Source organism: Pseudomonas sp. S5D5 (genome assembly GCF_003013355.1).
Classification (GTDB): domain Bacteria; phylum Pseudomonadota; class Gammaproteobacteria; order Pseudomonadales; family Pseudomonadaceae; genus Aquipseudomonas; species Aquipseudomonas aylmerensis.
In genome coordinates, this window is the sequence record NZ_PTEO01000001.1 from 5,089,590 (window position 1) to 5,110,448 (window position 20,859).

A 20,859-nucleotide genomic window follows, 5' to 3' on the forward strand; every position below is an offset into this window, starting at 1 on the left:
TCGTCCGCATTGCAGGCAAGCCAGCGCCTACAGCTTGACCGGGGTGTCACTCCAGATCCGGCGCCAGCGCTGAATGCACGGTTTTCGGCCGCGCCAGCCAGTAACCCAGCACCGCCAACGGTGCGGTCGCCAGCATCACGATCACGGTGATCATCAGCGGCTCATCGATCATCGACGACACCAGCAGGCTGCTGAGAAAGCACAGGCCCAGTTGCAGGGTGTTTTGCAGGGCCGCCGCCTTGCCGGAGTTTTCCGCAAACGGCATCAGTGCATTTGCTACCACAATCGGGTAGCTGGCACCGTTGACCAGCGCCATCAGGCAGAATGGAATCAGCAACGTGGTGAGAGTCGGCGCGGTGAATGTCGCGACCAGGTACAACGCAACCATGCTGATGCAATAAGCCAGCAGCAGCCACGGCAACAGCGTCTTGCCCTGGAAGCGCTGCAAGGCGCTGCGGCAGCTGTAGCCGCCGATCAGGAACGCGAGGGTCGGCAGCACGTAGCTCAGGCCGATATCGTTCGGGCTGTAGCCCATGCCCCCAAGGATGAACGGCGAAGCGGTCAGCCAGGCGAAGAAGCTGGCCGAGCACGCGGCAAAGATCATCACATTGCCGGTAAACACGCGGGACGTGAGCAATTGCCCATACCCCAGACGCGTAGGTTCGCCCTCTTCTATCGGACGTTTCGGCAGGCTGCGCAGGAACAAGGTCGGCACCAGCAACAACACCGACACTCCCAGCAATACGCCGAAGATGGCCTGCCACCCCAAGTGATTCAGTACCATCGCGCCCAGCAGCGGCGCCAGGGCCGGCGACAGCGACATCAGCGGCATGATACTGGCGAACACGCGGTGAGCCTTGTCGGCCGGGTAGCGGTCGATCACCAGCGCCTGCCAACTGACGGCAGCGGCACACACACCCACCGCTTGCATAAACCTCAAGGCCAGCAACTGCGGCGCCGTTTCGACCCAGAACATCCCCGCACAGCCGAGCACGAACAGGCTCAGGCCGGCGAGCAGGATCGGCTTGCGCCCCAGCCGATCGGACAACGGCCCCCACAACAATTGCCCCAGCGCAAAGCCCGCGAGGAAAATACTCAAGCTGGCGCCGACCGCGCCTGCGCTGATCTGCAGCTGCTCGCCCATGGCGCCGAACGCCGGCAGGTACATGTCCATCGCCAAATAGCCGAGCATGCTCAGCCCCGCCAGATACCCGGTAAAACCAAAAGAATTTTTCATTGAAGCCTTGTAGATCCTGCCATCAAACTATTTGCTGACTGGCGCCCATTATGAAGCTGACAGTTTTTGTGTGAAGCGATAATAATTGGACACTCTTATCAATATTTTTGAAGGCAGCCGCCATGTGGTCCGAATATTCCCTGGATGTGGTCGATGCCGTGGCGCGCCACGGCAGCTTCAGCGCCGCTGCCCAGGAACTGCACCGCGTGCCGTCGGCCATCAGCTATACGGTGCGTCAGCTTGAGGAGTGGCTGGCGGTTCCATTGTTTGTACGGCGCCACCGTGACGTCGAGCTGACCCCCGCCGGCCGCCTGTTTATCGACGAAGCTCGCGGCGTGATGAAAAAAATGCTCGGCACCCGGCGTTTGTGCCAGCAGGTTGCCAATGGCTGGAGCGGCCAGCTGAAGGTGGCCGTGGACTCCATCGTCAAGCCCCAGCGGTGTCGGCAACTGGTGCTGGACTTCTACCGGCAATTTCCTGAAGTGGAATTGCTGCTGGAGTACGAGGTGTACAACGGCGTGTGGGATGCCCTGGCGGATGAGCGCACCGATATCGTCATCGGTGCCACCAGCGCGGTGCCGGTGGCCAGCCATTTCACCTTTCGCGACATGGGCTTGCTGAACTGGCTGTGTGTGGTCAGCGCGAAACATCCATTGGCGGCCATGCAAGGGTTGCTCAATGACGACCAACTGCGCCCATTCGCCTCGTTGTGCATGACCGACACTTCTCGCAACCTGCCCAAGCGCGACACCTGGACTCTGGATAACCAACGCCGCCTGGTGGTGCCCAACTGGGCCTCCGCCATTGATTGCCTGCGCGACGGCCTCTGCGTCGGCATGGCACCGGCGCACCAGGTACTGCCGTGGATCGAACGCGGTGAATTGGTGGCGCTGCACCTGTCGCGGCCCTTCCCGGCCAGCCCGTCGTGCGTGGCCTGGGCACAGGGCAAGCTGTCCCCGGCCATGGCCTGGTTGCTGGAATACCTGGGAGATACCGAAACGATGAACCAGGAGTGGCTGAACGGAAACGACCTCTGAGGATGATGAAGATCCCTCGTAGGAGCGGACAAGCTCGTTCCTACAAGGGCGGATCTCGCTTCAATCCAATAGGCGGCTAATGGCGCGTACGATCATCTCGACTTCCTTGGCGTCCAGCGTCAGCGGCGGCAGCAGGCGAATGACCTTGCCCCGCGTGACATTGATCAGCAGGCCATGCTCCTGGGCCGCCCGCTGCGACAGGTCGCGATACGGGGTCGCCAATTCGATCCCGATCATCAAGCCCTGCCCACGAATCGCCAGCACCTGCGGATGTTCACTCAACTCCACGCGTAACCGCGCCAGCAAGCGTTCGCCCTGAAGCGCGGCGTTCTGCAGCAACCCCTGCTCTTCGATGATGTCCAGCACAGTGCAGCCCACCCGGCAGGCCAGTGGATTGCCACCAAACGTGCTGCCGTGACTGCCCGGGGTAAACAGCTGGGCCACTGCGGTGCGGGCCAGGCAGGCGCCGATGGGCACTCCGTTGCCGAGACCTTTGGCCAGGGTCATGACATCGGGCACGATGCCTTCATGCTGGAACGCAAACCAGGCACCAGTGCGGCCGATGCCGGTCTGGATTTCGTCGAGCATCATCAGCCAGCCATGGCGTGTGCAGTGATCACGCAGGGCTTGCAGATAGCCGGCGGGGGCCGGCAGTACGCCACTTTCGCCCTGGATCGGCTCGAGCAGGACCGCCGCGATACGCGCCCCAAACGTCCGGGTGATGGCCTCCAGCGCCGCCAAGTCCCCAAAGCCCACTTTGAGGAAATCCCCCGGTAAACGCTGGAAACCCAAGCGCACCGACGGACCATCGCTCGCGGCCATGGTCCCCAGCGTACGGCCGTGAAAAGCGTTCTCCATCACCACCACCAGCGGCTCTTCAATGCCTTTTTTCCACCCGTGCAACCGCGCCAGCTTCAGCGCTGTCTCGTTGGCTTCGGCGCCGGAGTTGTTGAAGAACGCGCGATCCAGACCTGACAGCTGGGTCAGGCGCTCGGCCAGGCGTTGCTGCCAGTCGATGCTGTAGAGGTTGGAAGTGTGTAAGAGCAAACCGGCCTGCTCGCTGATGGCCGCCACCAACCTGGGGTGGGAATGCCCGACATTGGTCACTGCCACACCCGCCACCGCGTCCAGGTATTCGCGCCCCTGCTGGTCCCACAGGCGCGTGCCCAGGCCGCGGGTAAAACTCAGGGCCATGGGTTGGTAGGTGGTCATCAGGCAGGCGGCAGTCATGGTGGCGGGCTCCAGTGCATCGTTGAGATGCCTGCAGTATCGTTAGCCATCTGAGCTGGATAAACTGCGCAACTCTGCAATAACTTTAAACCAGGGCTTGATAATGGATCTGTTCCAGGCAATGTCGGTGTACGTGAAAGTGGTGGAGACCGGCAGCATGACGGCCGCCGCGCACGAATGCGGGATGTCGACCACCATGGTCGGCAATCACCTGCGCGCCCTGGAGCAGCGGCTGGGCGTCAGCCTGCTCAAGCGCACCACCCGCAAGCAAAGCCTCACGGAATTTGGCGGCCAGTATTACCAGCGATGCCTGGAGGTGCTGGGCCTGGTGGCCGACTCCGAGCTACTGGCGGAGCAGGCCCACAGCGAAATCCCCAAAGGCAGCCTGCGCATCACTGCGCCACCGGTGTTCGGCACCGAACGCCTGACGCCCGCCCTGAGCGAGTTTGCCCAACGTTACCCGCAGATCAACCTGTACGTGGTGCTGAGCAACGAGCGCATGGACCTGGTCGACAGCGGCTTCGACGTGGCGATCCGCCTCGGCGAGCTGGAGACTTCCAGCCTGATCGCCAGGCCCCTGCAGGCCTACACCCTCACGCTGTGTGCATCACCTGCGTACCTGGCGCGTCGCGGCACGCCGCAGACACCCGACGACCTGCAGCAGCACGACTGCCTGGCGTTTGCCTACCCGGCCAGCGACAACTGGCGAGACACCGACAAACTCTGGCGCATGACCGGCGCGGAAGGCGAGGTGGAGGTGCCGGTGTCCGGCTCGTTGACCATCAACAGCTCGCAAGGCTTGCGCCAGGCCGCCGTCAACGGCATGGGCATCATCATGCTGGCCGATGCGCTGGTGCAACCGGACCTGGAGAGCGGCAAGCTGGTGGCCCTGTTACCCGGCTACCAACTGCCCTCGCGCCCCATGCACCTGCTCTACAGACAGGATCGCTACCGTCTGCCCAAACTGCGCGCCTTTGTGGATTTCGCCATGGAAAAATGGGCGCGCTAGAAGCTCACACCCAACTCGCGCAGGCGTGCTGCTGTGCGCTCGGCCGACACATGGTGAATGCCCTGCCAGCCCAAGGCGACCGCAGCGTCGATATTGCCGGCAACGTCGTCGATAAACACCACTTCACCGGGCTGGATATCCGGCAGATGCGCACGCACCTGGGCGAGGCTCGCGTGATAAATGGCCGCATCCGGCTTGATCAGCTTCAGCTCTCCCGACACCACGATATCGCGCAGGCGTTGCAGGAACGGGTAGTTGGCCCGCGCATAAGGGAAGGTCTCGGCGGACCAATTGGTGAGCCCGAACAGCGGCATATCGGCGGCATGCAGCGCTTCGAGAATCGCCACGCCTTCTGGCAACGAGCCACGCAGCATCTCGTGCCAACGGGCGTAATAGGCCTGGATCAAGGGTTCGTGTTCGGGGTATTGCTCGACGAGGTGGCGAGTGCCTTCTGCCAGGCTGCGGCCGGCGTCCTGCTCGGTGTTCCAGGCCTGGGTGCAGACAGTATCGAGAAAGTGTTGCCGCTCGTGATCATCGGCAATCAGCTGACGGTAGAGGTGCTGCGGGTTCCAGTCGAACAGGACACCGCCGAAATCAAAGACTACTGCACGAATGGTCATGGGGCCTCCCCTTTAGTGTGGCGTGACAGGCACACCAGTCTGGCATGCTGGCATGCTTCTAGAAGAACAAAGAAACGTAGGAATCTTCTGGGAATTTCGCAGCTTACCTACAGATAAACTGCGCCTGCATCCCCGATAATCGCGCTTTGACCTCCCTCGCGCGAGTTTAGGGCATACAAGTAGTCATATTTTTTATTTAGCCCAGGCCAACCGATCTGTTTAGGGTCCGACGTGCAAAGGAGGGAATGCCTCAGCCTGGAAAGGATTATCCAACGGTATGCTGAAACCTCAGTTGGAGCTCCCCATGACAAACGTGATCAACGCCCATTGCTCTGCATCCAGCCGCAATCAGGCGCCCTTGGAGCCCCGCCCTTCCAGTCCGCAGAGTCACGCGCAATCGGCGTTGAATTCAGTGGAAGCGGCGGCAGCACGTGCCCAGGACGGGACCGGAATCCTGTCGGACCACCTGATTCCCTTGCAAAGCCTCGCAACACAGACCAACACCATCATTGGTATCCGCCCGGTGGAATCCGTCGCCACCGGATTGATACGGGAAGGACACCCCACCAAGGACTTCCATATCAAAGGAAAAAGCGCTGACTGGGGGCCGCAGGCGGGTCTGATCTGCGCAGACCAGGCACTTAGCAAGCTCGAGAAGTCTGCAACACTGGCACCGGAGAAAATCGCACGCGCCAACGAGCAAATACAGGCATGCATTCGCGATGGCCATGCAGTAAGCGTCCCACTGGAGATCTCCCGCGCCCGCCTGGATGAATTGCTCGGCCTGGGCAAGCTCTCTGAGCTGACGCTGCCCGACGACGACGGCACTATCCACCTCAAGGCCCTGGGGCCCAGCCAGCAGCAGTATGTATTCGAAGGCAAGCGCGCTTCGTCTTCAGACGAGCGCTATGTCATCAGCCAAGAGGGCAAGCCCGTGCACGTGCTGGCGAAAAGTCCGGAGGGCAAGGCATTGACGGCAGACTATGACCTGCACACGATCGCGCCTCATATCAGCGACTACGGCCGCCAGGACAGACTCCCCGTACCCGATATCGCTCATAGTGTTTACACAGATCGCATCAACAGCTACAAGCATCGCCACGCCGATGTCGACAACTATCAAGTGCCAGAAGCGTTGCGCGCGGATTTTGACAGCGCAGGCCACTTTTATAGCAAAGAAGATCCCGACCTCGGTAACGCCACGCCGCGCATCAAGCACATGATCGAGCTCATCAACCAAAAGCTGGTGGGCGATGCAGAGCGAGTGGTCCACCACAACGCGGATTCAGGCAGCCCCGCTGCAGATGTGGCGACCAACTATCCGGCGACTTTTTTTCTGCCGGCCAAGTTGGGCCAATTCGACGAAATCTGCCTGATCAATAACAGCAAGGAAATGGCAGAACTGGTAAGGACCGCAAAAGACAGCGGCTATCACGTGCCCCTGAATCCGCTGTGGGAAAAAGAAGTGATCAGTGTCAAACGCCCAGGCTTCATCCAAGCGCAGGCGCGCCTGGCGCGAGCGTTTGACCGGAGCTGAGCGCCAGGCGGCAGCCTCGATATTCAGATGATCGAGGCTGCTACTCACTGCGCTTACGCGTTAATGAGGCCGTTGATCTTCACAGTAGGGTTTACATCAGCGTCGTAGTCCACGCCATCGATCTCGAAGCCGAACAAGCGCAGGAATTCAGCCTTGTAGCCGGCAAAATCGCTGATCTCGTTGACATTGTCGTCGGTAACCTGGTTCCACAGGGCTGCTACCGCGTCCTGGACCTTTGGCTCCAACTCGGCCAGGTCGGCGCGCAGGCGACCGTCGGCGTCCAGCTTAGGCTCGGTGCCGTACAGGCTGTCCTTGAACAGGCCGTAGACCTGCTCGATGCAGCCTTCGTGGGTGCCCTGCTCTTTCATCACCTTGAACAGCAACGACAGGTACAGCGGCATGATCGGGATCGCGGAACTGGCCTGGGTGACCACGGCCTTGAGCACCGATACGCGGGCGTCGCCCTTCAGTGCGGCGAGGTTGTCGCGCAGGGTCAGGACTTTCTTGTCGAGGTCTTTCTTGGCTTCGCCGATGGAGCCGTTCCAGTAGATATCCTGGGTCAGCTTCTCACCAAGGTAGGTGAACGCGGTGGTCTTGGCGCCTTCGGCCAGCACGTCGGCGTCACGCAGGGCGTCGATCCACAGCTGCCAGTCTTCGCCACCCATGACTTTTACGGTGCCGTCGATTTCTTCCTGGGTCGCCGGCTCGAGCGTGGTGTCGACCACAACGCCCTTGTCGGTGTTGATCCCGCGCAGGGTCACGGCCTTGCCGATCGGCTTGAGGGTGGAGTTGTGCACCACGCCCTGCGGGTCAGTGCGACGTGGCGCCGCCAGGCTGTAGACGACCAGGTCGATCTTGCCCAGGTCTTTCTTGATGGTTTCGATGGTCAGGCGCTTGATCTCGTCGGAGAACGCATCGCCATTGATGCTCTTGGCGTACAGGCCTTTTTCGACGGCAAACTTCTCGAATGCGGCGCTGTTGTACCAGCCGGCAGAGCTGAGCTTGCCTTCTTCGCCTTCTTTTTCAAAAAACACGCCCAGGGTGTCGGCGCCGCAGCCAAACGCAGCACTGATGCGCGCGGCCAGGCCGTAGCCGGTGGAAGCGCCGAGGACCAGCACCTTCTTCGGGCCGCCTTCGATGGCGCCGTGTTGGGTGACGTAGTCGATCTGTTCCTTGACGTTCGCCTCACAGCCAACAGGGTGAGCGGTCACACAGATAAAGCCACGAACCCGCGGTTTGATGATCATAAAATTTCTGCCTCTTCCAAGGTGCCGAAGGCCAATGGTGGCCATTCAACTTCAATCGTACCGGTCTATGACGCCTGAAAAACCGAAGCGTCACGATAGTCGCAAATCTTCCGTTTACAAAATCCAATCCACTCACGCGGGGCAACGGTTAAAAACGGTGTAGAGCCTTCACAATTTTGCACGATTTAAAACGCCTCTCCGGCACTGAACGCCTTATCATGACGTAGTTGTTTCAATATGTTTCAAACCCCCACCACTCGCGGCCACGGATCCGGACCTGTCGAATGGCGTCCTGCTGGAGCTGAGTGTCATGAACAAGTCTGCGTTGCATAAAAAGGCCGTATCGATCGCCTGGGTATTGGGCGTATTGCTGATTATTGCGGTCTTCCCCGAAACCACTCTGGTGTTTCTCGGCCTGGTGCTGGTCTGCGGCATTTACGATTTCCTGCGCAATGGCTTGTATGACGCGCCCACCATCAAGAAATACTTTATCGGCAGCGGTCGTAACACCTGGCTGCTGGCGCCGTTCAACACGCTGTTCGACCTGCTGAGTTCGCGCAACCGTCACGTGTATACGATGGACGACCTGCCGCCCGCCTGGCGCGCAGACCTGCAGCAGGTGATCAGTGATGCCATGGCTCACAAGGATGAAATCATCGGTTACCTGGATGAACGCATGGCCGAGAAGAAGCGCGGCATGCTGTTTTTCCAATGGTACGGACGGCCGATCGAAACCACGCTGAACATTCCGCAACTGCGGGAGAAGCTGCCGTTCGTGAAGACTGTCGGCGTATCGGTGTTCAATGAAAACCGTTCGACCTCCTTCCACTTTGGCCCGCTGCGCATGATGTTTCGCGTGCTCTACAACATGGCACCGGCGCCCCACCACGACGGCGTCTACATCCAGGTGGGCACGCACAAACACTACTGGCACGACGACCCGCTGTTTATCTTCGATGACACGCTGATGCACGCGTCCTTCAACAAGAATGATGCAAAACGCTACTGCCTGTTTATCGATATCGTACGGCCGACTCCGCTGCCTTCAGTATTGAACGCCGTGATCGCGGGGTTTGCCGGGCTGGTCTTTACCCTGCGTCGGGTTTTCTACAAAAACTGGAAGCTGATTCAGTAACTTCTGCGGCATGATGGTGCTGGACGGTGTTTGCACTCGGCGGCATGCCTGAGGTAAATAATCGTCTCGTGCGACCGTTTTCGGCGCCCATCATTCTCAAGCCATCGCGTAGTTCTATCGGGCGCGGTGGCTGTGCTTTCAAGGAATCAGAATGCCCCAACGTCAAGTCATCAATGCCTCCGTCAGCCCCAAGGGCAGCCTCGAAACCCTGTCGCAACGTGAAGTCCAGCAACTGAGCGAAGCCGGTACCGGCAGCATCTACACCCTCTTCCGCCAATGCGCCCTGGCGATCCTCAACACCGGCGCGCATATCGACAACGCCAAGACCATCCTCGACGCCTACAAAGATTTTGAAGTGCGCATCCACCAGCAGGATCGCGGCGTGCGCCTGGAGCTGCTGAACGCACCGGCCGACGCTTTCGTCGATGGCGAGATGATCGCCAGTACCCGCGAGATGCTGTTCAGCGCCCTGCGCGACATCGTCTACACCGAGAACGAGCTGGACAGCCAGCGCATCGACCTGAGCAACTCCCAGGGCATCACCGACTACGTGTTCCACCTGCTGCGCAATGCGCGCACGCTGCGCCCGGGTGTCGAGCCGAAAATCGTGGTGTGCTGGGGCGGGCACTCGATCAATACCGAAGAATACAAATACACCAAGAAAGTCGGCCACGAACTCGGCCTGCGCAGTCTGGACGTGTGCACCGGTTGCGGCCCTGGCGTGATGAAAGGTCCGATGAAAGGCGCGACCATTTCCCACGCCAAACAACGAATTACCGGCGGCCGCTACCTGGGCCTGACCGAGCCGGGCATCATCGCCGCCGAAGCGCCGAACCCGATCGTCAATGAACTGGTGATCCTGCCGGACATCGAGAAGCGCCTGGAAGCGTTCGTGCGTGTCGGCCACGGCATCATCATCTTCCCAGGCGGCGCCGGCACGGCCGAAGAGTTCCTGTACCTGCTGGGCATCCTCATGCACCCGGACAACCGCGACCTGCCGTTCCCGGTCATCCTCACCGGGCCGAAGCACGCCGCGCCGTACCTGCAACAACTGCATGCCTTCGTCGGCGCGACATTGGGCGAGGCCGCACAGGCGCACTACCAGATCATCATCGACGACCCGGCCGAAGTGGCGCGGCAGATGACCGCGGGTCTCAAGGCGGTGAAACAGTTCCGTCGCGAGCGCAATGACGCGTTCCATTTCAACTGGCTGCTGAAAATCGACGAAGGTTTCCAGCGCCCGTTCGACCCGACCCACGCCAACATGGCCAGCCTGCAACTGAGCCACGCGCTGCCGCCCCACGAACTCGCCGCCAACTTGCGCCGCGCGTTCTCGGGGATCGTGGCAGGCAACGTCAAGGACAAGGGCATCCGCCTGATCGAGCAGCATGGTCCGTATGAGATCCACGGCGACCCGGCCATCATGAAACCGCTGGACGAGCTATTGCAGGCTTTCGTCGCCCAGCACCGCATGAAGCTACCGGGCGGCGCGGCGTACGTACCGTGCTACCGCGTGGTGCAATGAATTAGCGTTGTACCGCCACACATTTGATTTCCACCAGCAGACCGGGGTGTGCCAGTTCAGACACTCCGATCGTGGTCCAGGCGCAATGCCCGCGTGGGAACAGACGGTTTTTCACCTCGCGAAAAACCGCCATGTGCTGGCTCATTTTGACGTGATAGGTGGTCATGTCCACCACGTCGTCGAAGGTGCAGCCACCCTCCTCCAGAACCTCCCGCAGATTCTCCCAGGCCGCGACGAACTGCGCCTCGGGGTCCTCGATCACCGCCAACGCAGCCGTCCGCCCGACCTGGCCTGCGCAGTACAACGTCTTGCCGACCTTGACCGCCGGCACGTAGCCGGCGCGCTCGACGATGGGGTGCATGGAAGGGGGAATGATGAGAAAGCGGTCGGTCATGGTTTGTATCTCTTTAAACCCTGTGGGCGGGAACAGTTCGGACTAGTGTTTTACCTGTTCCGACTAACCCACACCAGATGAGCGACCTATGGACCAACGGATATTGTCCTCTGTCACTCCTTACCCTAAGGTAAGGAATATAACGATGGAGATCTTCACTATGGCGACCGCCACACTGACCTCGAAAGGTCAAATCACCATTCCTGTCCAAGTCAGGACAGCCCTTGGCCTGGAAACAGGCGACCGGGTCGAGTTTGTTGAAATGGAAAACGGGCAGTTTTCCATCATTGCCGCGAGCCACAGGGTTCAGGACCTCAAGGGCTTGATCCGCAAACCTGCCAAGGCCGTTTCCATCGAGGAGATGAACCAGGCCATCGCAGCACAGGGGGCAAAAGCCGGATGATCGGACTGGATACCAATGTGCTGGTGCGCTACGTCACCCAGGATGATCCGGTTCAATCCGCCAAGGCATCCGAGCTGATCGAATCGCTGACCACCGCCTCGCCCGGCTTTGTCAGCATGGTGTCGATCGTGGAATTGGTGTGGGTGCTGCAAAGCTGCTACCAGTCGGCCAAGAGCGATGTGGTGACGGTACTGGAAACCCTGCTACGCACCCGCGAATTGACCGTGGAGCATGGGGAGATCATCTGGCAGGCACTGCGCAAGTTTGTGGCGAACAAGGCCGACTTTGCAGACTGCCTGATCGAACGCTGCGCCCATGCCGCCGGTTGCAAGTACACGGCCACCTTCGACCTCAACGCGATCAAGACAACGGGCATGAAACGCCTGGGCTGAACCGCAGCGTTGCGACTACGGGCGGGCTTTGGTAAAAACCGTTTCTAACCTTGATCGAGAGAAAGACTGACGTGCGCACGTTTCTACTCGCCGCCCTGGCCATCGCCCCGACCCTCGTCCTGGCCGACACCATCACCTGGCCCGACCTGCCGAAGAGCTGCTTTGTCAGCGGCCGCTCCGCCACCAGCATGGATGTCGATACCGGTTGCGCCGCCTTCCTGATCAACGTGAAAGGCCAGGCGGCGGGTACACCGATCAAGCTGGATATTCCCCAGTACGCCATGCATGTGGACGAAGCCACCGGCAAGGAAACCCCGGTGATCCTCATCCAGGCAGAGGAGAATGGCGAGGTCAAGGCGGTGGGTTATAGGGAGTTGGGCACCGATCAATTGGGCGCGGCGCTGTTGCGGGAAGTTCGGCTGCTGGGTACCCAGAAGCCGATTTAAGGTTTTTTGCAGGCGCAAGCTTGCGCCTGCAAAAACGCTACCGATTCAGCCGGGGTCAGCGAACCCAACCACCCGCCTGCCAGTGATACCCATCATTGCGCTGCACCCAATGCGGATGCACATAGCGATAACCTTCGCGCACCGGCTCCCAATGGCCGTGCACCGCGACGTAGCGCCCACCTTCCCAACGCCAGTAACCGCGTGACCAGATGTAGCCGTAGCGAACCGGCGGCTCGACTTCAATCACTTGCACCGGCGGCGGTTGCGGCGCGACGACTTCGACATACTCACGTTGCACCGGCCTGCGCTCATGCACAACGCGTTCTTGCACACACCCGGATGCCGCGACGACCATGGCCGCCAGTGCCGCATAACGTAGCCACATAAACAATCCTCGGGCGCTGGCGCCCAGTACCTGCATCGCTGAAAAATGCCCCCTTGTTGCAGCCACGCTCCTGCTTGGCCCTGGGTACTTTTTAACAGGAGGTGTCTGTCAGCTTGCTGAACCCACAGCCCTCAAGTGCTGCACGCGACGGTCGGTCGTTTCAGGCGCACCAACAGCAGCCCGGCGGCGACCACGGCAATGCCGGCGTAGGTCGGCGCATGGATCACGTCGCCAAACATCAGTGCCGCCCACACCAGGGTGACCGGCGGCTCCAGATAGACCAGCGCGGCCACGTGGGTAGCGGTCATCACGCGCAGCAGCATCCACAGGCTCAAATAGGCGACGAAGGTCGAGAACACGGTGAGCCAGACGATTGAGATCAACACGTCAGGGTCGTGGGGAATACTCAGCGTGTCGGTGTAGAGCACGGCGCCGGTAAAGCCGATCAAGGTCAGCAGCGACTGGATGAACAGCGGCAACACCAACCCAGCGTCGGTTTTTTGCACCGTGCGGCGCTCATACAGGGTCGCCAGCGTCAGCCCCAATGCCGCGGCGAGTGGCAACACGTACATGACCCAGCCGACGCTGCCCGCATCACTGCCATGCTGTCCAGCTATCACGATGGAAACGCCAGCGAAGCTGATCATCAGGCCGATCCACTGCCAGCCCCCACTGCGCTCGGTAGCGCTGCCGGTCGACAATGCTGCCGTCATCAACGGCTGCAACGCGGCGATGATCGCCGCGATGCCGGGCGGCAAGCCATTCTGAATCGCGACATAGAGACAACTCAGATACAGGAACTGCGAGAGAAACCCGATCACGGCGTAATGGCGAACCTGTGCCCACGCGACCCGCAATAACCTCACATTGAGGAACAGTCCCAGGCACACCGAGACCAACAGGAAACGCCAGAACAGCAAGTTGAACGCACCACTACCCTGCGTGCCCAATTTGGCGCCGATATAGCCTGAGCTCCACGACAGCACGAACGCCACCTGCAACAGCAGCCGCTTTAAGGTTGATCGCGTCATGAAGCCTCCGGCCAGTGCACGTTGACTGAAAGGCTAAGGGCCACGCATGATTCTGTATATTTGAATAAGCTGCACTACCAATCCGTAATAGTGGAATCATGGCCAGACAATTGAATATCGACTTGTTACGCACCTTCCACGCCGTTGCGCGCTTTCGGCGCTTCAACGAGGCGGCCGAACATGTGCACCGCAGCGCGTCGACCGTGACCACGCAGATTCAAAAACTCGAAGACCAAGTCGGCCAACGCCTGTTCAGCCGTAGCAACCAGGGTGTGGAGCTGACGCTGTACGGCCTGAAACTCCTCGGCGAAACCACCGAATTTCTCAAGAGCCACGACCGCCTGCTGATCACGCTGATGCCCCAGCGCATGCAGGGCAAAATCCGCCTGGGCATTCCCGACACCTACGCACCGGCATTCATGCAGGAATTCCTGCCCGACTTGATCGCCGACAACCCGCTGCTCGAACTGGAAGTAGAAGCACGTACCAGTGGTGAATTGTTGAATTTATTCATGGCAAACCAACTGGACCTGGCCATTACCGTGAGCGCACAACCGCTGGCACAGGGCGAACGCCTGGGGTCGGTTCAACCGTTGTGGGTTGCGGCCGAGGGCTTTAGCTGTGCGTCGAATGCGGCACTGCCGATCGCCGTGCCTGTCGCCGGCTGCCCCTACCGCGCGGCGGCCTTACAGGCGTTGAAGGATCACGGGGTTTACCACCGTGTGTTGCTGGAGAGCCCCAACTCATCAGCGGTTGAAGCCTGTGTGCGCAGTGGCGTAGCGGTAGGCCTGATGGAAAAAAGTCGCATGGGCGAAGGGTTGAAACACATGACGGAACTGCCGCCGCTGTCGGCGCAGCACCTGTACCTCCTCTGCGATACCGGCAATGCATTGGCGTTGCACCTGCATGAGCAAGTCAGGCACTTCAAGGTGTAGACACTGCGCACAAAAAAGCCCGTTGACCGTCACCGGTTCAGCGGGCTTTTTACACAGGCTCGGTACTTGGCTTACAGCGCCAGGTCAGAAGCCGGCTTGCTCGGCTCAGCCGCAGGCTTGGCAGCCTCGGTGGCCTTTGGAGCGGTGAGCTGCGGAATCGCAGGCGGTGGGGTCAGTTGCAGGATACCGGCGGTGTACGCCCATTCCTTGGCAACAGCCTCAGGACTGTCGTTCAGCTTGGTGCCGTAGCTCGGTACGATCTGGTGCAGTTTTTCCTGCCACTCAGGGGTCGCGACCTTGTCCTTGAACACTTTCTGCAGCACAGTCAGCATGATCGGAGCCGCGGTGGACGCGCCTGGCGATGCACCCAACAGGCCTGCGATGGTGTTGTCGGCGGAGCTGACCACTTCGGTACCGAGTTTCAGGACGCCGCCCTGCTCTTCGTCACGCTTGATGATCTGCACGCGCTGACCGGCTTGCCACAGGCGCCAGTCTTCTTTCTTGGCGTTCGGGAAGTACTCTTTCAGCGCGTTGTAGCGGTCGTCATCCGACAGCATCAGTTGGCCGGCAAGGTACTCGACCAGTGGGTATTCGCGAATACCGACTTTGGTCATTGGCCAGATGTTGTGGGTGGTGGTGCTGGTCAGCAGGTCCAGGTACGAGCCTTCTTTCAGGAATTTGGTCGAGAAGGTCGCGAATGGGCCAAACAGGATTACGCGCTTGCCATCAAGCACGCGGGTGTCCAGGTGCGGAACCGACATCGGTGGCGCGCCAACCGAAGCCTTGCCGTAGGCCTTGGCCAGGTGCTGCTCGGCGATGGCTGGGTTATCAGTCACCAAGAACGAACCACCCACCGGGAAGCCGGCGTATTCCTTGGCTTCCGGGATGCCCGACTTCTGCAGCAGGTGCAAGGCACCGCCGCCAGCGCCGATGAACACGAACTTGGCGTCGGTTTCAGTCTTGGTGCCGTCTTTCAGGTTTTTGTAGCTGACGCGCCACGAACCGTCGGCGTTCTTGGTGATGTCCTGCACTTCGCTCGACAGTTTCAGATCAAACTTCGGCGTGGTTTGCAGGTGAGCGACGAACTGGCGGGTGATCTCGCCGAAGTTCACGTCGGTGCCGATCGGGGTCCAGGTGGCCGCGATTTTCTGGTTCGGGTCACGCCCTTCCATCATCAGCGGAACCCACTTGGCGATCTGCGCCGGGTCTTCGGAGTACTGCATGCCGGCAAACAGCGGGCTGGCTTTCAGTGCTTCGTAACGCTTCTTGAGGAACTTGATGTTGTCATCGCCCCACACAAAGCTCATGTGCGGCGTGGAGTTGATGAACGAACGCGGGTTCTTCAGCACGCCCTGCTGGACCTGCCAGGACCAGAACTGACGGGAGATCTGGAACGCTTCGTTGATTTCGACCGCTTTAGGGATCTCAACGTTGCCGTTCTTGTCTTCGGGGGTGTAGTTCAGCTCAGCCAGGGCCGAGTGACCGGTACCGGCGTTGTTCCAGCCGTTGGAGCTTTCTTCGGCCACGCCGTCGAGGCGCTCGACCATTTCCATCGACCAGTCCGGCTGCAGCTCATTGAGCCATACACCCAGGGTCGCACTCATGATGCCGCCGCCGATCAGCAGCACATCGACTTTCTTTGCCTCTTCCGCGTGAACGGACGTTATCCCCAGCGACAAAGCCAGCCCCAGCAGGGCAGTGTTTACTTTTTTAAACATCAGTAGCACCTATGATAAAACGCCATCCGCCCTGCCGATCCGGATCATGGGCACCCCTCAATCACGCTGCGCCAGGCAACGCATCGCGGGGTGTGCACATTCATTCGGGGACCGCAGGGTGGGCACACAAGGCCGACGTGTCGACCTCACTTTTATGTCCCTTCTGCGCTGACTTCTTATCATTATTGGCTTCAGCTACCTGGGCGACAGCCAATCACCGGGACGTATACGGGTGTACGCACCGGAGAAAGACTAGACCAAGACGGCGCGCAGAATATCACGCCAAACAGCGGTTATGCGCTGTTTGGCCAATTGACAGCTCTAAATCGCGGGTTTTAACGCTTTACTGTCAAGCCCGATGGGCGCGACGTGGGGTCACAGGGTGGCCAGGGCGATGGAACTCTGCCGAAAAAGGCTGTTCTAGACACCTTCGTCGCTGCTTGCGTAGCATCGGCGGCTCTCCTTCGTGCCATTCATCCAAACAGAGCGATCCATGTCTATCCACCAAACTCCCGGGCACGTGCTGCCCGCGCGCAGTGCCGCCAAAATGGAAGCGGCCATGGCCGTGGGCGCTTTCGCTATCGGTACCGGCGAATTCGCCATCATGGGCCTGATGCCCGACATTGCCCACAACCTCAACCTCAGCGAACCCCAGGTCGGCCACGCCATCAGTGCCTATGCCCTGGGCGTGATGGTCGGCGCGCCACTGCTGGCAATCCTCGGCGCCAAACTGCTGCGCAAACATATGTTGCTGCTGTTGATGGGGCTGTATGCCTTGGGCAACCTGGCCACGGCGTTCACCCCGACCTTTGGTTCACTGGTGGCTTTCCGCTTTATCAGTGGCCTGCCCCATGGCGCCTACTTTGGCATCGCTGCCGTTGTCGCCTCCAGCATGGTGCCCACCGACAAACGCGCCGGCGCCGTCGCGCGGGTAATGATGGGGCTGACCCTGGCGATGCTGCTGGGCAACCCGATTGCCACCTTCCTCGGCCAGTATCTGGGCTGGCGTTCGGCATTTGCACTGGTCAGTGCCATCGCCGTGTGCACGATTGCGCTGGTCTGGCGCTACGTCCCCGATCGCCGCGATGAACCGCGCAGCGACCCGCGCAAGGAACTGCGCGCCTTCACCAAACCTCAGGTGTGGATGGCCCTGGCCATTGGCGCCATCGGCTTTGCCGGGATGTTCTGCGTGTTCAGCTACCTGGCGCCGACGATGCTTGAAGTCACCAAGGTGTCACCGCAATGGATTCCGTTCGGGCTGGCCGCATTTGGCGTCGGCGGGATTATCGGCAACATTGCCGGCGGCAAGCTGTTTGATCGCCTGCAATTTCGGGCGGTGGGGTTGATTCTGGTGTGGTCGATGGCGGTGCTGCTGTTCTTCCCATTCGCCGCCGGGTCGCTCTGGGGCGTGCTGCTGGGCATCGGCCTGGTCGGCACCATGGTGTCACTGGCCGCACCGCTGCAAATCCGCCTGATGGATATCGCGCACGAAGCACCGAGCCTGGCGGCTGCGTCCAACCATGCTGCGTTCAACCTGGCCAACGCGCTGGGCCCGTGGTTTGGCGGCATGGCGATTACAGCGGGGCTGGGTTGGACCAGCACCGGGTATATCGGCGCGGCCACGGCGCTGGTTGGGCTGGGCGTTTACCTGATCGCGCGACGGATGCAGGGCGGTCATTGAACGAAAAAGGGGCAGGCAACCCTGCCCCGATCACGGGTTTAATCGTGCAGCAATCCTGAGCTGTACTGGCTGAAACTACTGCCCAACCCGCTCCCGCCAACGTTCACCTTGGTCGCATTCGCGGCGCCATGGCCATCGAACGACTGACAGCCTTCGGAAAGGCATGTACTGGTGCTGACGCCCGCGCAACCACTGAGCAGCACAACACCGGCAATAAGCATGGTTTTTATAAGGTTCAAGCGCATTTTTCAGATCCCTGGCGGCTCAAGCGTGAACGATTGTGTCGTGCGGATGATCCTATGCCTGTGGGTTGCCAGGCATCATGAAGTTTCTCTACGTGACAGCTGTGGTTCAGGCTGCAATCAATACGCGGGCAGTCGTTTGAAACAACACCCACCAGAACAAACAGGAATTATTCGCATTTATTGGCAATGAGATGAATACATGGCATATGGCGGTTTTTTCTCTACACTCCGGGAACGTAAAGAAAGGAATTTTTCGTGAGCATTTCAACGAATTCAAAACCGCGTTCCACTGATGATGAAATAGACCTTATTCCACTTCTCCTCGCCTTGTGGTCAAGTAAGAAAACCGTTATAGCCACCACCGTCGCGGGCGCGGCTGTCTCATTTGCAATCAATGCGACGGCTCCCGAACAATGGACTGCCAGTACTTACATCACCAAGTCTTCGCTCTATAGTTTATATAAAGCAGTTAAAGACAACGATGCAAGCGCCCAAGCGAATACACCACCGCAGGAAACCGAGCTCTACAGCTCCATACAAAACGACATGTTCTATACGGCCATGGGCGTGATGGCGGCGCAGTCGGTTAACGTGAAGGAAACAGCGCCGAAGACAGGTAAAAACGAGGCTATCCTGTATATCGCATCGGCCACCGCGACCACTGAAGCGCTGGCGCGATCCCAACTCAAATCCGCGTTGGATACAGCGAACACGGACGCCATCGCGCTGAACTTACCCGCCTTGGCTTCTGATAATAACGTGCGCGCGTTCAACGCCCTCGACGACGTAAAAGCCGCCAATACCAGACCCTCAAAAAAATTCACCTTTCTAGGTGGCTTTTTAGGCTTGATATTAGGCAGCTTGTTCGTGATCAGTAGATTTCTCATACAGCAACACCAACACGCCCGCCGGACGTGAAGTGCGCTACAGAAATGCTTCAACCAGAAAATAGATAGTGCAGACCAACAGCGATGCAACAAAAAAAATAAACAATTTCGCAGAAAATGTCGTTTTCATTAATAGTACTTATAAGAAAGCAGGTGATGGCCTTGAGCCATTATCGCACTGCGCCACTCTTTATTCACAGTGTTTTTTGCGCGCGCGGGCGAGGAGCCCCCCCCCCTCTTTTCGGTCGTCTGGCATGCAGGCTTGCAACCACCAGCCGCCTCGCCAAGCGCAAGATTTTTCATCAAGGGAATGTCATGACGCAATGATTGAAGCCGGGCATCCTGGACCAGGGCAGGCAGAGCACGAATCCTGCCCTTGATTCCTGATAAACTCGCCCCCTCTGCCTTACCCACTCAGATTGTCCAATGTCCCCGACCAGCGCTTTATCGCAACCCTTGTCCCGCCGCTTTTCCGTCGCCCCGATGATGGATTGGACCGACCGCCACTGCCGGTACTTCCTGCGCCTGCTCTCCAAGCACGCCCTGCTCTACACCGAGATGGTCACCACCGGCGCAATCCTGCACGGCGATCACGAACGCTTCCTGCGTCACAACGAAGCCGAGCACCCGCTTGCGTTGCAGTTGGGCGGCAGTGTGCCGGCGGATCTGGCTGCGTGCGCGCGCATGGCCGAAGCTGCGGGGTATGACGAGGTGAACCTGAACGTGGGTTGCCCCAGCGACCGCGTGCAGAACAACATGATTGGCGCGTGCCTGATGGGTCACCCTGCCCTGGTGGCCGATTGTGTGAAGGCGATGCGCGATGCAGTGTCGATTCCAGTGACGGTGAAGCATCGTATCGGGATCAACGGCCGGGACAGTTACGCCGAGCTGTGTGATTTCGTCGGGCAGGTCAAGGACGCGGGCTGCACCAGTTTTACCGTGCATGCGCGGATTGCGATCCTGGAGGGGTTGTCGCCCAAGGAGAATCGGGACATTCCACCGTTGCGTTATGACGTGGCGGCGCAGTTGAAGCAGGATTTTGCCGAGCTGGAGATCATCCTCAATGGCGGGATCAAGACGCTGGAGCAGTGCCACGAGCACTTGCAGACATTTGACGGCGTAATGCTCGGCCGCGAGGCCTATCACAATCCGTATTTGCTGGCAGAGGTGGATCAGCAGTTGTATGGCAGCTCGCAGCCGGTGATCAGCCGCGCTGAGGCGCTGGCGCAGTTGCGGCCTTATATTGCGCAGCACTTGGCCACGGGCGGCTCGATGCATCACATCACACGGCATGTGCTGGGACTCGGCACGGGCTTCCCCGGGGCGCGCAAGTTTCGGCAGTTGTTGTCGGTGGACATTCATAAAGCCACGGACCCTTTGGCGTTGCTGGACCAGGCTGGGGAGTTGTTGGAGGGGCGCTGATGGGCTGCGTGTCAGGGAAATGTTGAGTGGCTGGGCTGTTGTGGCGAGCAGGCTTGCCCTGCGTTGGGGTGCGAAGCGCCCCCAGTAGGACTGGTGCGATTTTTCAGTTGGAACGCGTTCATAGGTCTAGGGCCGCTGCGCGACCCAACGCAGGGCAAGCCTGCTCGCCTCAGGGAGACGGCTTCCACGGGGCTGCGTTGCCCGCAGGGCAGTTGGGTTGAACCTGCCGGCCGTTTTGCCCTCCTATTTACCAGCAAGATCAGTCATTCAAACGGCTGTTTTCAGGTTGTTGCCCTCGCAAACGATCGAACGCATTTGCGCCCTTGAGCGCCTGCCAGCGCTC

General features: G+C 59.8%; 21 protein-coding genes. 12 read left to right on the plus strand and 9 right to left on the minus strand.

Annotated elements, in window-relative coordinates:
- Positions 1–46: 46 nt before the first annotated feature.
- Positions 47–1,237 (minus strand): purine nucleoside transporter PunC, encoded by a 1,191-nt coding sequence (gene punC, locus C9990_RS23175; RefSeq protein WP_106804794.1) that lies wholly within the window; start codon positions 1,235–1,237, stop codon positions 47–49.
- Positions 1,238–1,359: 122 nt separating this feature from the next.
- Here punC and punR point away from each other — a divergent pair, with 122 nt between their 5' ends.
- Complete coding sequence (gene punR, locus C9990_RS23180; protein WP_065901871.1) at positions 1,360–2,274, plus strand: DNA-binding transcriptional activator PunR; 915 nt, start codon at positions 1,360–1,362, stop codon at positions 2,272–2,274.
- 60 nt (positions 2,275–2,334) lie between these two features.
- On the opposite strand, the gene C9990_RS23185 is transcribed toward punR, so the two are convergent.
- Positions 2,335–3,504: an aspartate aminotransferase family protein gene (locus tag C9990_RS23185; protein ID WP_106804795.1), complete on the minus strand. Its 1,170-nt coding sequence runs from the start codon at positions 3,502–3,504 to the stop codon at positions 2,335–2,337.
- 103 nt (positions 3,505–3,607) lie between these two features.
- Here C9990_RS23185 and C9990_RS23190 point away from each other — a divergent pair, with 103 nt between their 5' ends.
- Positions 3,608–4,513 (plus strand): LysR family transcriptional regulator, encoded by a 906-nt coding sequence (locus C9990_RS23190; RefSeq protein ID WP_065901875.1) that lies wholly within the window; start codon positions 3,608–3,610, stop codon positions 4,511–4,513.
- Here the strand turns inward: C9990_RS23190 and C9990_RS23195 are convergent.
- Positions 4,510–5,133 (minus strand): HAD family phosphatase, encoded by a 624-nt coding sequence (locus tag C9990_RS23195; RefSeq protein WP_065901880.1) that lies wholly within the window; start codon positions 5,131–5,133, stop codon positions 4,510–4,512. The two genes, C9990_RS23190 and C9990_RS23195, sit on opposite strands and share 4 nt — an antisense overlap.
- A 304-nt stretch (positions 5,134–5,437) precedes the next feature.
- Between C9990_RS23195 and C9990_RS23200 the strand changes: the two genes are divergently transcribed.
- Positions 5,438–6,670: an anthrax toxin-like adenylyl cyclase domain-containing protein gene (locus C9990_RS23200; protein ID WP_106804796.1), complete on the plus strand. Its 1,233-nt coding sequence runs from the start codon at positions 5,438–5,440 to the stop codon at positions 6,668–6,670.
- A 53-nt stretch (positions 6,671–6,723) separates the two neighbouring features.
- Here the strand turns inward: C9990_RS23200 and fabV are convergent, their stop codons facing one another.
- The gene (gene fabV / locus C9990_RS23205) at positions 6,724–7,917 is read right to left on the minus strand and encodes an enoyl-ACP reductase FabV (protein ID WP_106804797.1); all 1,194 of its coding nucleotides are present in this window, start codon (positions 7,915–7,917) and stop codon (positions 6,724–6,726) included.
- 310 nt (positions 7,918–8,227) lie between these two features.
- Here fabV and C9990_RS23210 point away from each other — a divergent pair, with 310 nt between their 5' ends.
- Together C9990_RS23210 and ppnN are read left to right on the plus strand one after the other, a co-directional pair.
- Positions 8,228–9,052 (plus strand): aspartyl/asparaginyl beta-hydroxylase domain-containing protein, encoded by an 825-nt coding sequence (locus tag C9990_RS23210; protein WP_106804798.1) that lies wholly within the window; start codon positions 8,228–8,230, stop codon positions 9,050–9,052.
- A 151-nt stretch (positions 9,053–9,203) separates the two neighbouring features.
- Positions 9,204–10,577, plus strand: a complete 1,374-nt coding sequence (ppnN, locus tag C9990_RS23215; RefSeq protein WP_065901886.1) for a nucleotide 5'-monophosphate nucleosidase PpnN — start codon at positions 9,204–9,206, stop codon at positions 10,575–10,577.
- 1 nt (position 10,578) lies between these two features.
- Here ppnN and C9990_RS23220 read toward each other — a convergent pair whose 3' ends face one another.
- A complete protein-coding gene (locus C9990_RS23220) occupies positions 10,579–10,971 on the minus strand; it encodes a RidA family protein (protein ID WP_106804799.1) in 393 nt (130 codons plus the stop codon).
- A 145-nt stretch (positions 10,972–11,116) separates the two neighbouring features.
- Here C9990_RS23220 and C9990_RS23225 point away from each other — a divergent pair, with 145 nt between their 5' ends.
- The 3 genes from C9990_RS23225 to C9990_RS23235 all read left to right on the plus strand — a co-directional run bounded on the left by C9990_RS23225 (position 11,117) and on the right by C9990_RS23235 (position 12,212).
- Complete coding sequence (locus C9990_RS23225; protein WP_065901893.1) at positions 11,117–11,374, plus strand: AbrB/MazE/SpoVT family DNA-binding domain-containing protein; 258 nt, start codon at positions 11,117–11,119, stop codon at positions 11,372–11,374.
- Entirely contained in the window at positions 11,371–11,766 is a 396-nt protein-coding gene (locus tag C9990_RS23230; RefSeq protein WP_065901895.1) for a PIN domain-containing protein, read from the plus strand. The genes C9990_RS23225 and C9990_RS23230 overlap by 4 nt, the downstream gene beginning before the upstream one ends.
- A gap of 71 nt (positions 11,767–11,837) precedes the next feature.
- On the plus strand, positions 11,838–12,212 hold the full coding sequence (locus tag C9990_RS23235) for a hypothetical protein (RefSeq protein ID WP_106804800.1): 375 nt from the start codon (positions 11,838–11,840) through the stop codon (positions 12,210–12,212).
- Between the two features lie 55 nt (positions 12,213–12,267).
- Here the strand turns inward: C9990_RS23235 and C9990_RS23240 are convergent, their stop codons facing one another.
- Positions 12,268–12,597, minus strand: coding sequence for a YXWGXW repeat-containing protein (locus C9990_RS23240; RefSeq protein ID WP_157955096.1), 330 nt, complete (start codon positions 12,595–12,597; stop codon positions 12,268–12,270).
- Positions 12,598–12,728: 131 nt separating this feature from the next.
- The gene (locus C9990_RS23245) at positions 12,729–13,628 is read right to left on the minus strand and encodes a DMT family transporter (protein WP_106804801.1); all 900 of its coding nucleotides are present in this window, start codon (positions 13,626–13,628) and stop codon (positions 12,729–12,731) included.
- A gap of 98 nt (positions 13,629–13,726) precedes the next feature.
- Between C9990_RS23245 and C9990_RS23250 the strand changes: the two genes are divergently transcribed.
- The gene (locus C9990_RS23250; RefSeq protein ID WP_106804802.1) at positions 13,727–14,563 is read left to right on the plus strand and encodes a LysR substrate-binding domain-containing protein; all 837 of its coding nucleotides are present in this window, start codon (positions 13,727–13,729) and stop codon (positions 14,561–14,563) included.
- A 71-nt stretch (positions 14,564–14,634) separates the two neighbouring features.
- Here C9990_RS23250 and mqo read toward each other — a convergent pair whose 3' ends face one another.
- Positions 14,635–16,281 carry a malate dehydrogenase (quinone) gene (gene mqo / locus C9990_RS23255; RefSeq protein ID WP_065901904.1) on the minus strand — a complete coding sequence of 549 codons (1,647 nt, stop codon included), beginning with the start codon at positions 16,279–16,281 and terminating at the stop codon, positions 14,635–14,637.
- Positions 16,282–16,774: 493 nt separating this feature from the next.
- Here mqo and C9990_RS23260 point away from each other — a divergent pair, with 493 nt between their 5' ends.
- The gene (locus C9990_RS23260; protein ID WP_106804803.1) at positions 16,775–17,962 is read left to right on the plus strand and encodes an MFS transporter; all 1,188 of its coding nucleotides are present in this window, start codon (positions 16,775–16,777) and stop codon (positions 17,960–17,962) included.
- A gap of 38 nt (positions 17,963–18,000) precedes the next feature.
- Here the strand turns inward: C9990_RS23260 and C9990_RS23265 are convergent, their stop codons facing one another.
- Positions 18,001–18,207 (minus strand): hypothetical protein, encoded by a 207-nt coding sequence (locus C9990_RS23265; protein WP_065901909.1) that lies wholly within the window; start codon positions 18,205–18,207, stop codon positions 18,001–18,003.
- A gap of 255 nt (positions 18,208–18,462) precedes the next feature.
- On the opposite strand from C9990_RS23265, the gene C9990_RS23270 reads away from it, so the two are divergent.
- Both C9990_RS23270 and dusA read left to right on the plus strand, forming a co-directional pair.
- The gene (locus C9990_RS23270) at positions 18,463–19,125 is read left to right on the plus strand and encodes a Wzz/FepE/Etk N-terminal domain-containing protein (RefSeq protein WP_106804804.1); all 663 of its coding nucleotides are present in this window, start codon (positions 18,463–18,465) and stop codon (positions 19,123–19,125) included.
- Between the two features lie 395 nt (positions 19,126–19,520).
- Complete coding sequence (gene dusA, locus C9990_RS23275; RefSeq protein ID WP_106804805.1) at positions 19,521–20,516, plus strand: tRNA dihydrouridine(20/20a) synthase DusA; 996 nt, start codon at positions 19,521–19,523, stop codon at positions 20,514–20,516.
- The last annotated feature ends 343 nt before the right edge of the window (positions 20,517–20,859 follow it).

What these genes read in the sequence shown, in the direction of transcription:
- punC (WP_106804794.1), bottom strand. Translation starts at nt 1,237, where the DNA reads ATGAAAAATTCTTTTGGTTTTACCGGGTATCTGGCGGGGCTGAGCATG.
- punR (WP_065901871.1), top strand. Translation starts at nt 1,360, where the DNA reads ATGTGGTCCGAATATTCCCTGGATGTGGTCGATGCCGTGGCGCGCCAC.
- C9990_RS23185 (WP_106804795.1), bottom strand. Translation starts at nt 3,504, where the DNA reads ATGACTGCCGCCTGCCTGATGACCACCTACCAACCCATGGCCCTGAGT.
- C9990_RS23190 (WP_065901875.1), top strand. Translation starts at nt 3,608, where the DNA reads ATGGATCTGTTCCAGGCAATGTCGGTGTACGTGAAAGTGGTGGAGACC.
- C9990_RS23195 (WP_065901880.1), bottom strand. Translation starts at nt 5,133, where the DNA reads ATGACCATTCGTGCAGTAGTCTTTGATTTCGGCGGTGTCCTGTTCGAC.
- C9990_RS23200 (WP_106804796.1), top strand. Translation starts at nt 5,438, where the DNA reads ATGACAAACGTGATCAACGCCCATTGCTCTGCATCCAGCCGCAATCAG.
- fabV (WP_106804797.1), bottom strand. Translation starts at nt 7,917, where the DNA reads ATGATCATCAAACCGCGGGTTCGTGGCTTTATCTGTGTGACCGCTCAC.
- C9990_RS23210 (WP_106804798.1), top strand. Translation starts at nt 8,228, where the DNA reads ATGAACAAGTCTGCGTTGCATAAAAAGGCCGTATCGATCGCCTGGGTA.
- ppnN (WP_065901886.1), top strand. Translation starts at nt 9,204, where the DNA reads ATGCCCCAACGTCAAGTCATCAATGCCTCCGTCAGCCCCAAGGGCAGC.
- C9990_RS23220 (WP_106804799.1), bottom strand. Translation starts at nt 10,971, where the DNA reads ATGACCGACCGCTTTCTCATCATTCCCCCTTCCATGCACCCCATCGTC.
- C9990_RS23225 (WP_065901893.1), top strand. Translation starts at nt 11,117, where the DNA reads ATGGAGATCTTCACTATGGCGACCGCCACACTGACCTCGAAAGGTCAA.
- C9990_RS23230 (WP_065901895.1), top strand. Translation starts at nt 11,371, where the DNA reads ATGATCGGACTGGATACCAATGTGCTGGTGCGCTACGTCACCCAGGAT.
- C9990_RS23240 (WP_157955096.1), bottom strand. Translation starts at nt 12,597, where the DNA reads ATGTGGCTACGTTATGCGGCACTGGCGGCCATGGTCGTCGCGGCATCC.
- C9990_RS23245 (WP_106804801.1), bottom strand. Translation starts at nt 13,628, where the DNA reads ATGACGCGATCAACCTTAAAGCGGCTGCTGTTGCAGGTGGCGTTCGTG.
- C9990_RS23250 (WP_106804802.1), top strand. Translation starts at nt 13,727, where the DNA reads ATGGCCAGACAATTGAATATCGACTTGTTACGCACCTTCCACGCCGTT.
- mqo (WP_065901904.1), bottom strand. Translation starts at nt 16,281, where the DNA reads ATGTTTAAAAAAGTAAACACTGCCCTGCTGGGGCTGGCTTTGTCGCTG.
- C9990_RS23260 (WP_106804803.1), top strand. Translation starts at nt 16,775, where the DNA reads ATGTCTATCCACCAAACTCCCGGGCACGTGCTGCCCGCGCGCAGTGCC.
- C9990_RS23265 (WP_065901909.1), bottom strand. Translation starts at nt 18,207, where the DNA reads ATGCGCTTGAACCTTATAAAAACCATGCTTATTGCCGGTGTTGTGCTG.
- dusA (WP_106804805.1), top strand. Translation starts at nt 19,521, where the DNA reads ATGTCCCCGACCAGCGCTTTATCGCAACCCTTGTCCCGCCGCTTTTCC.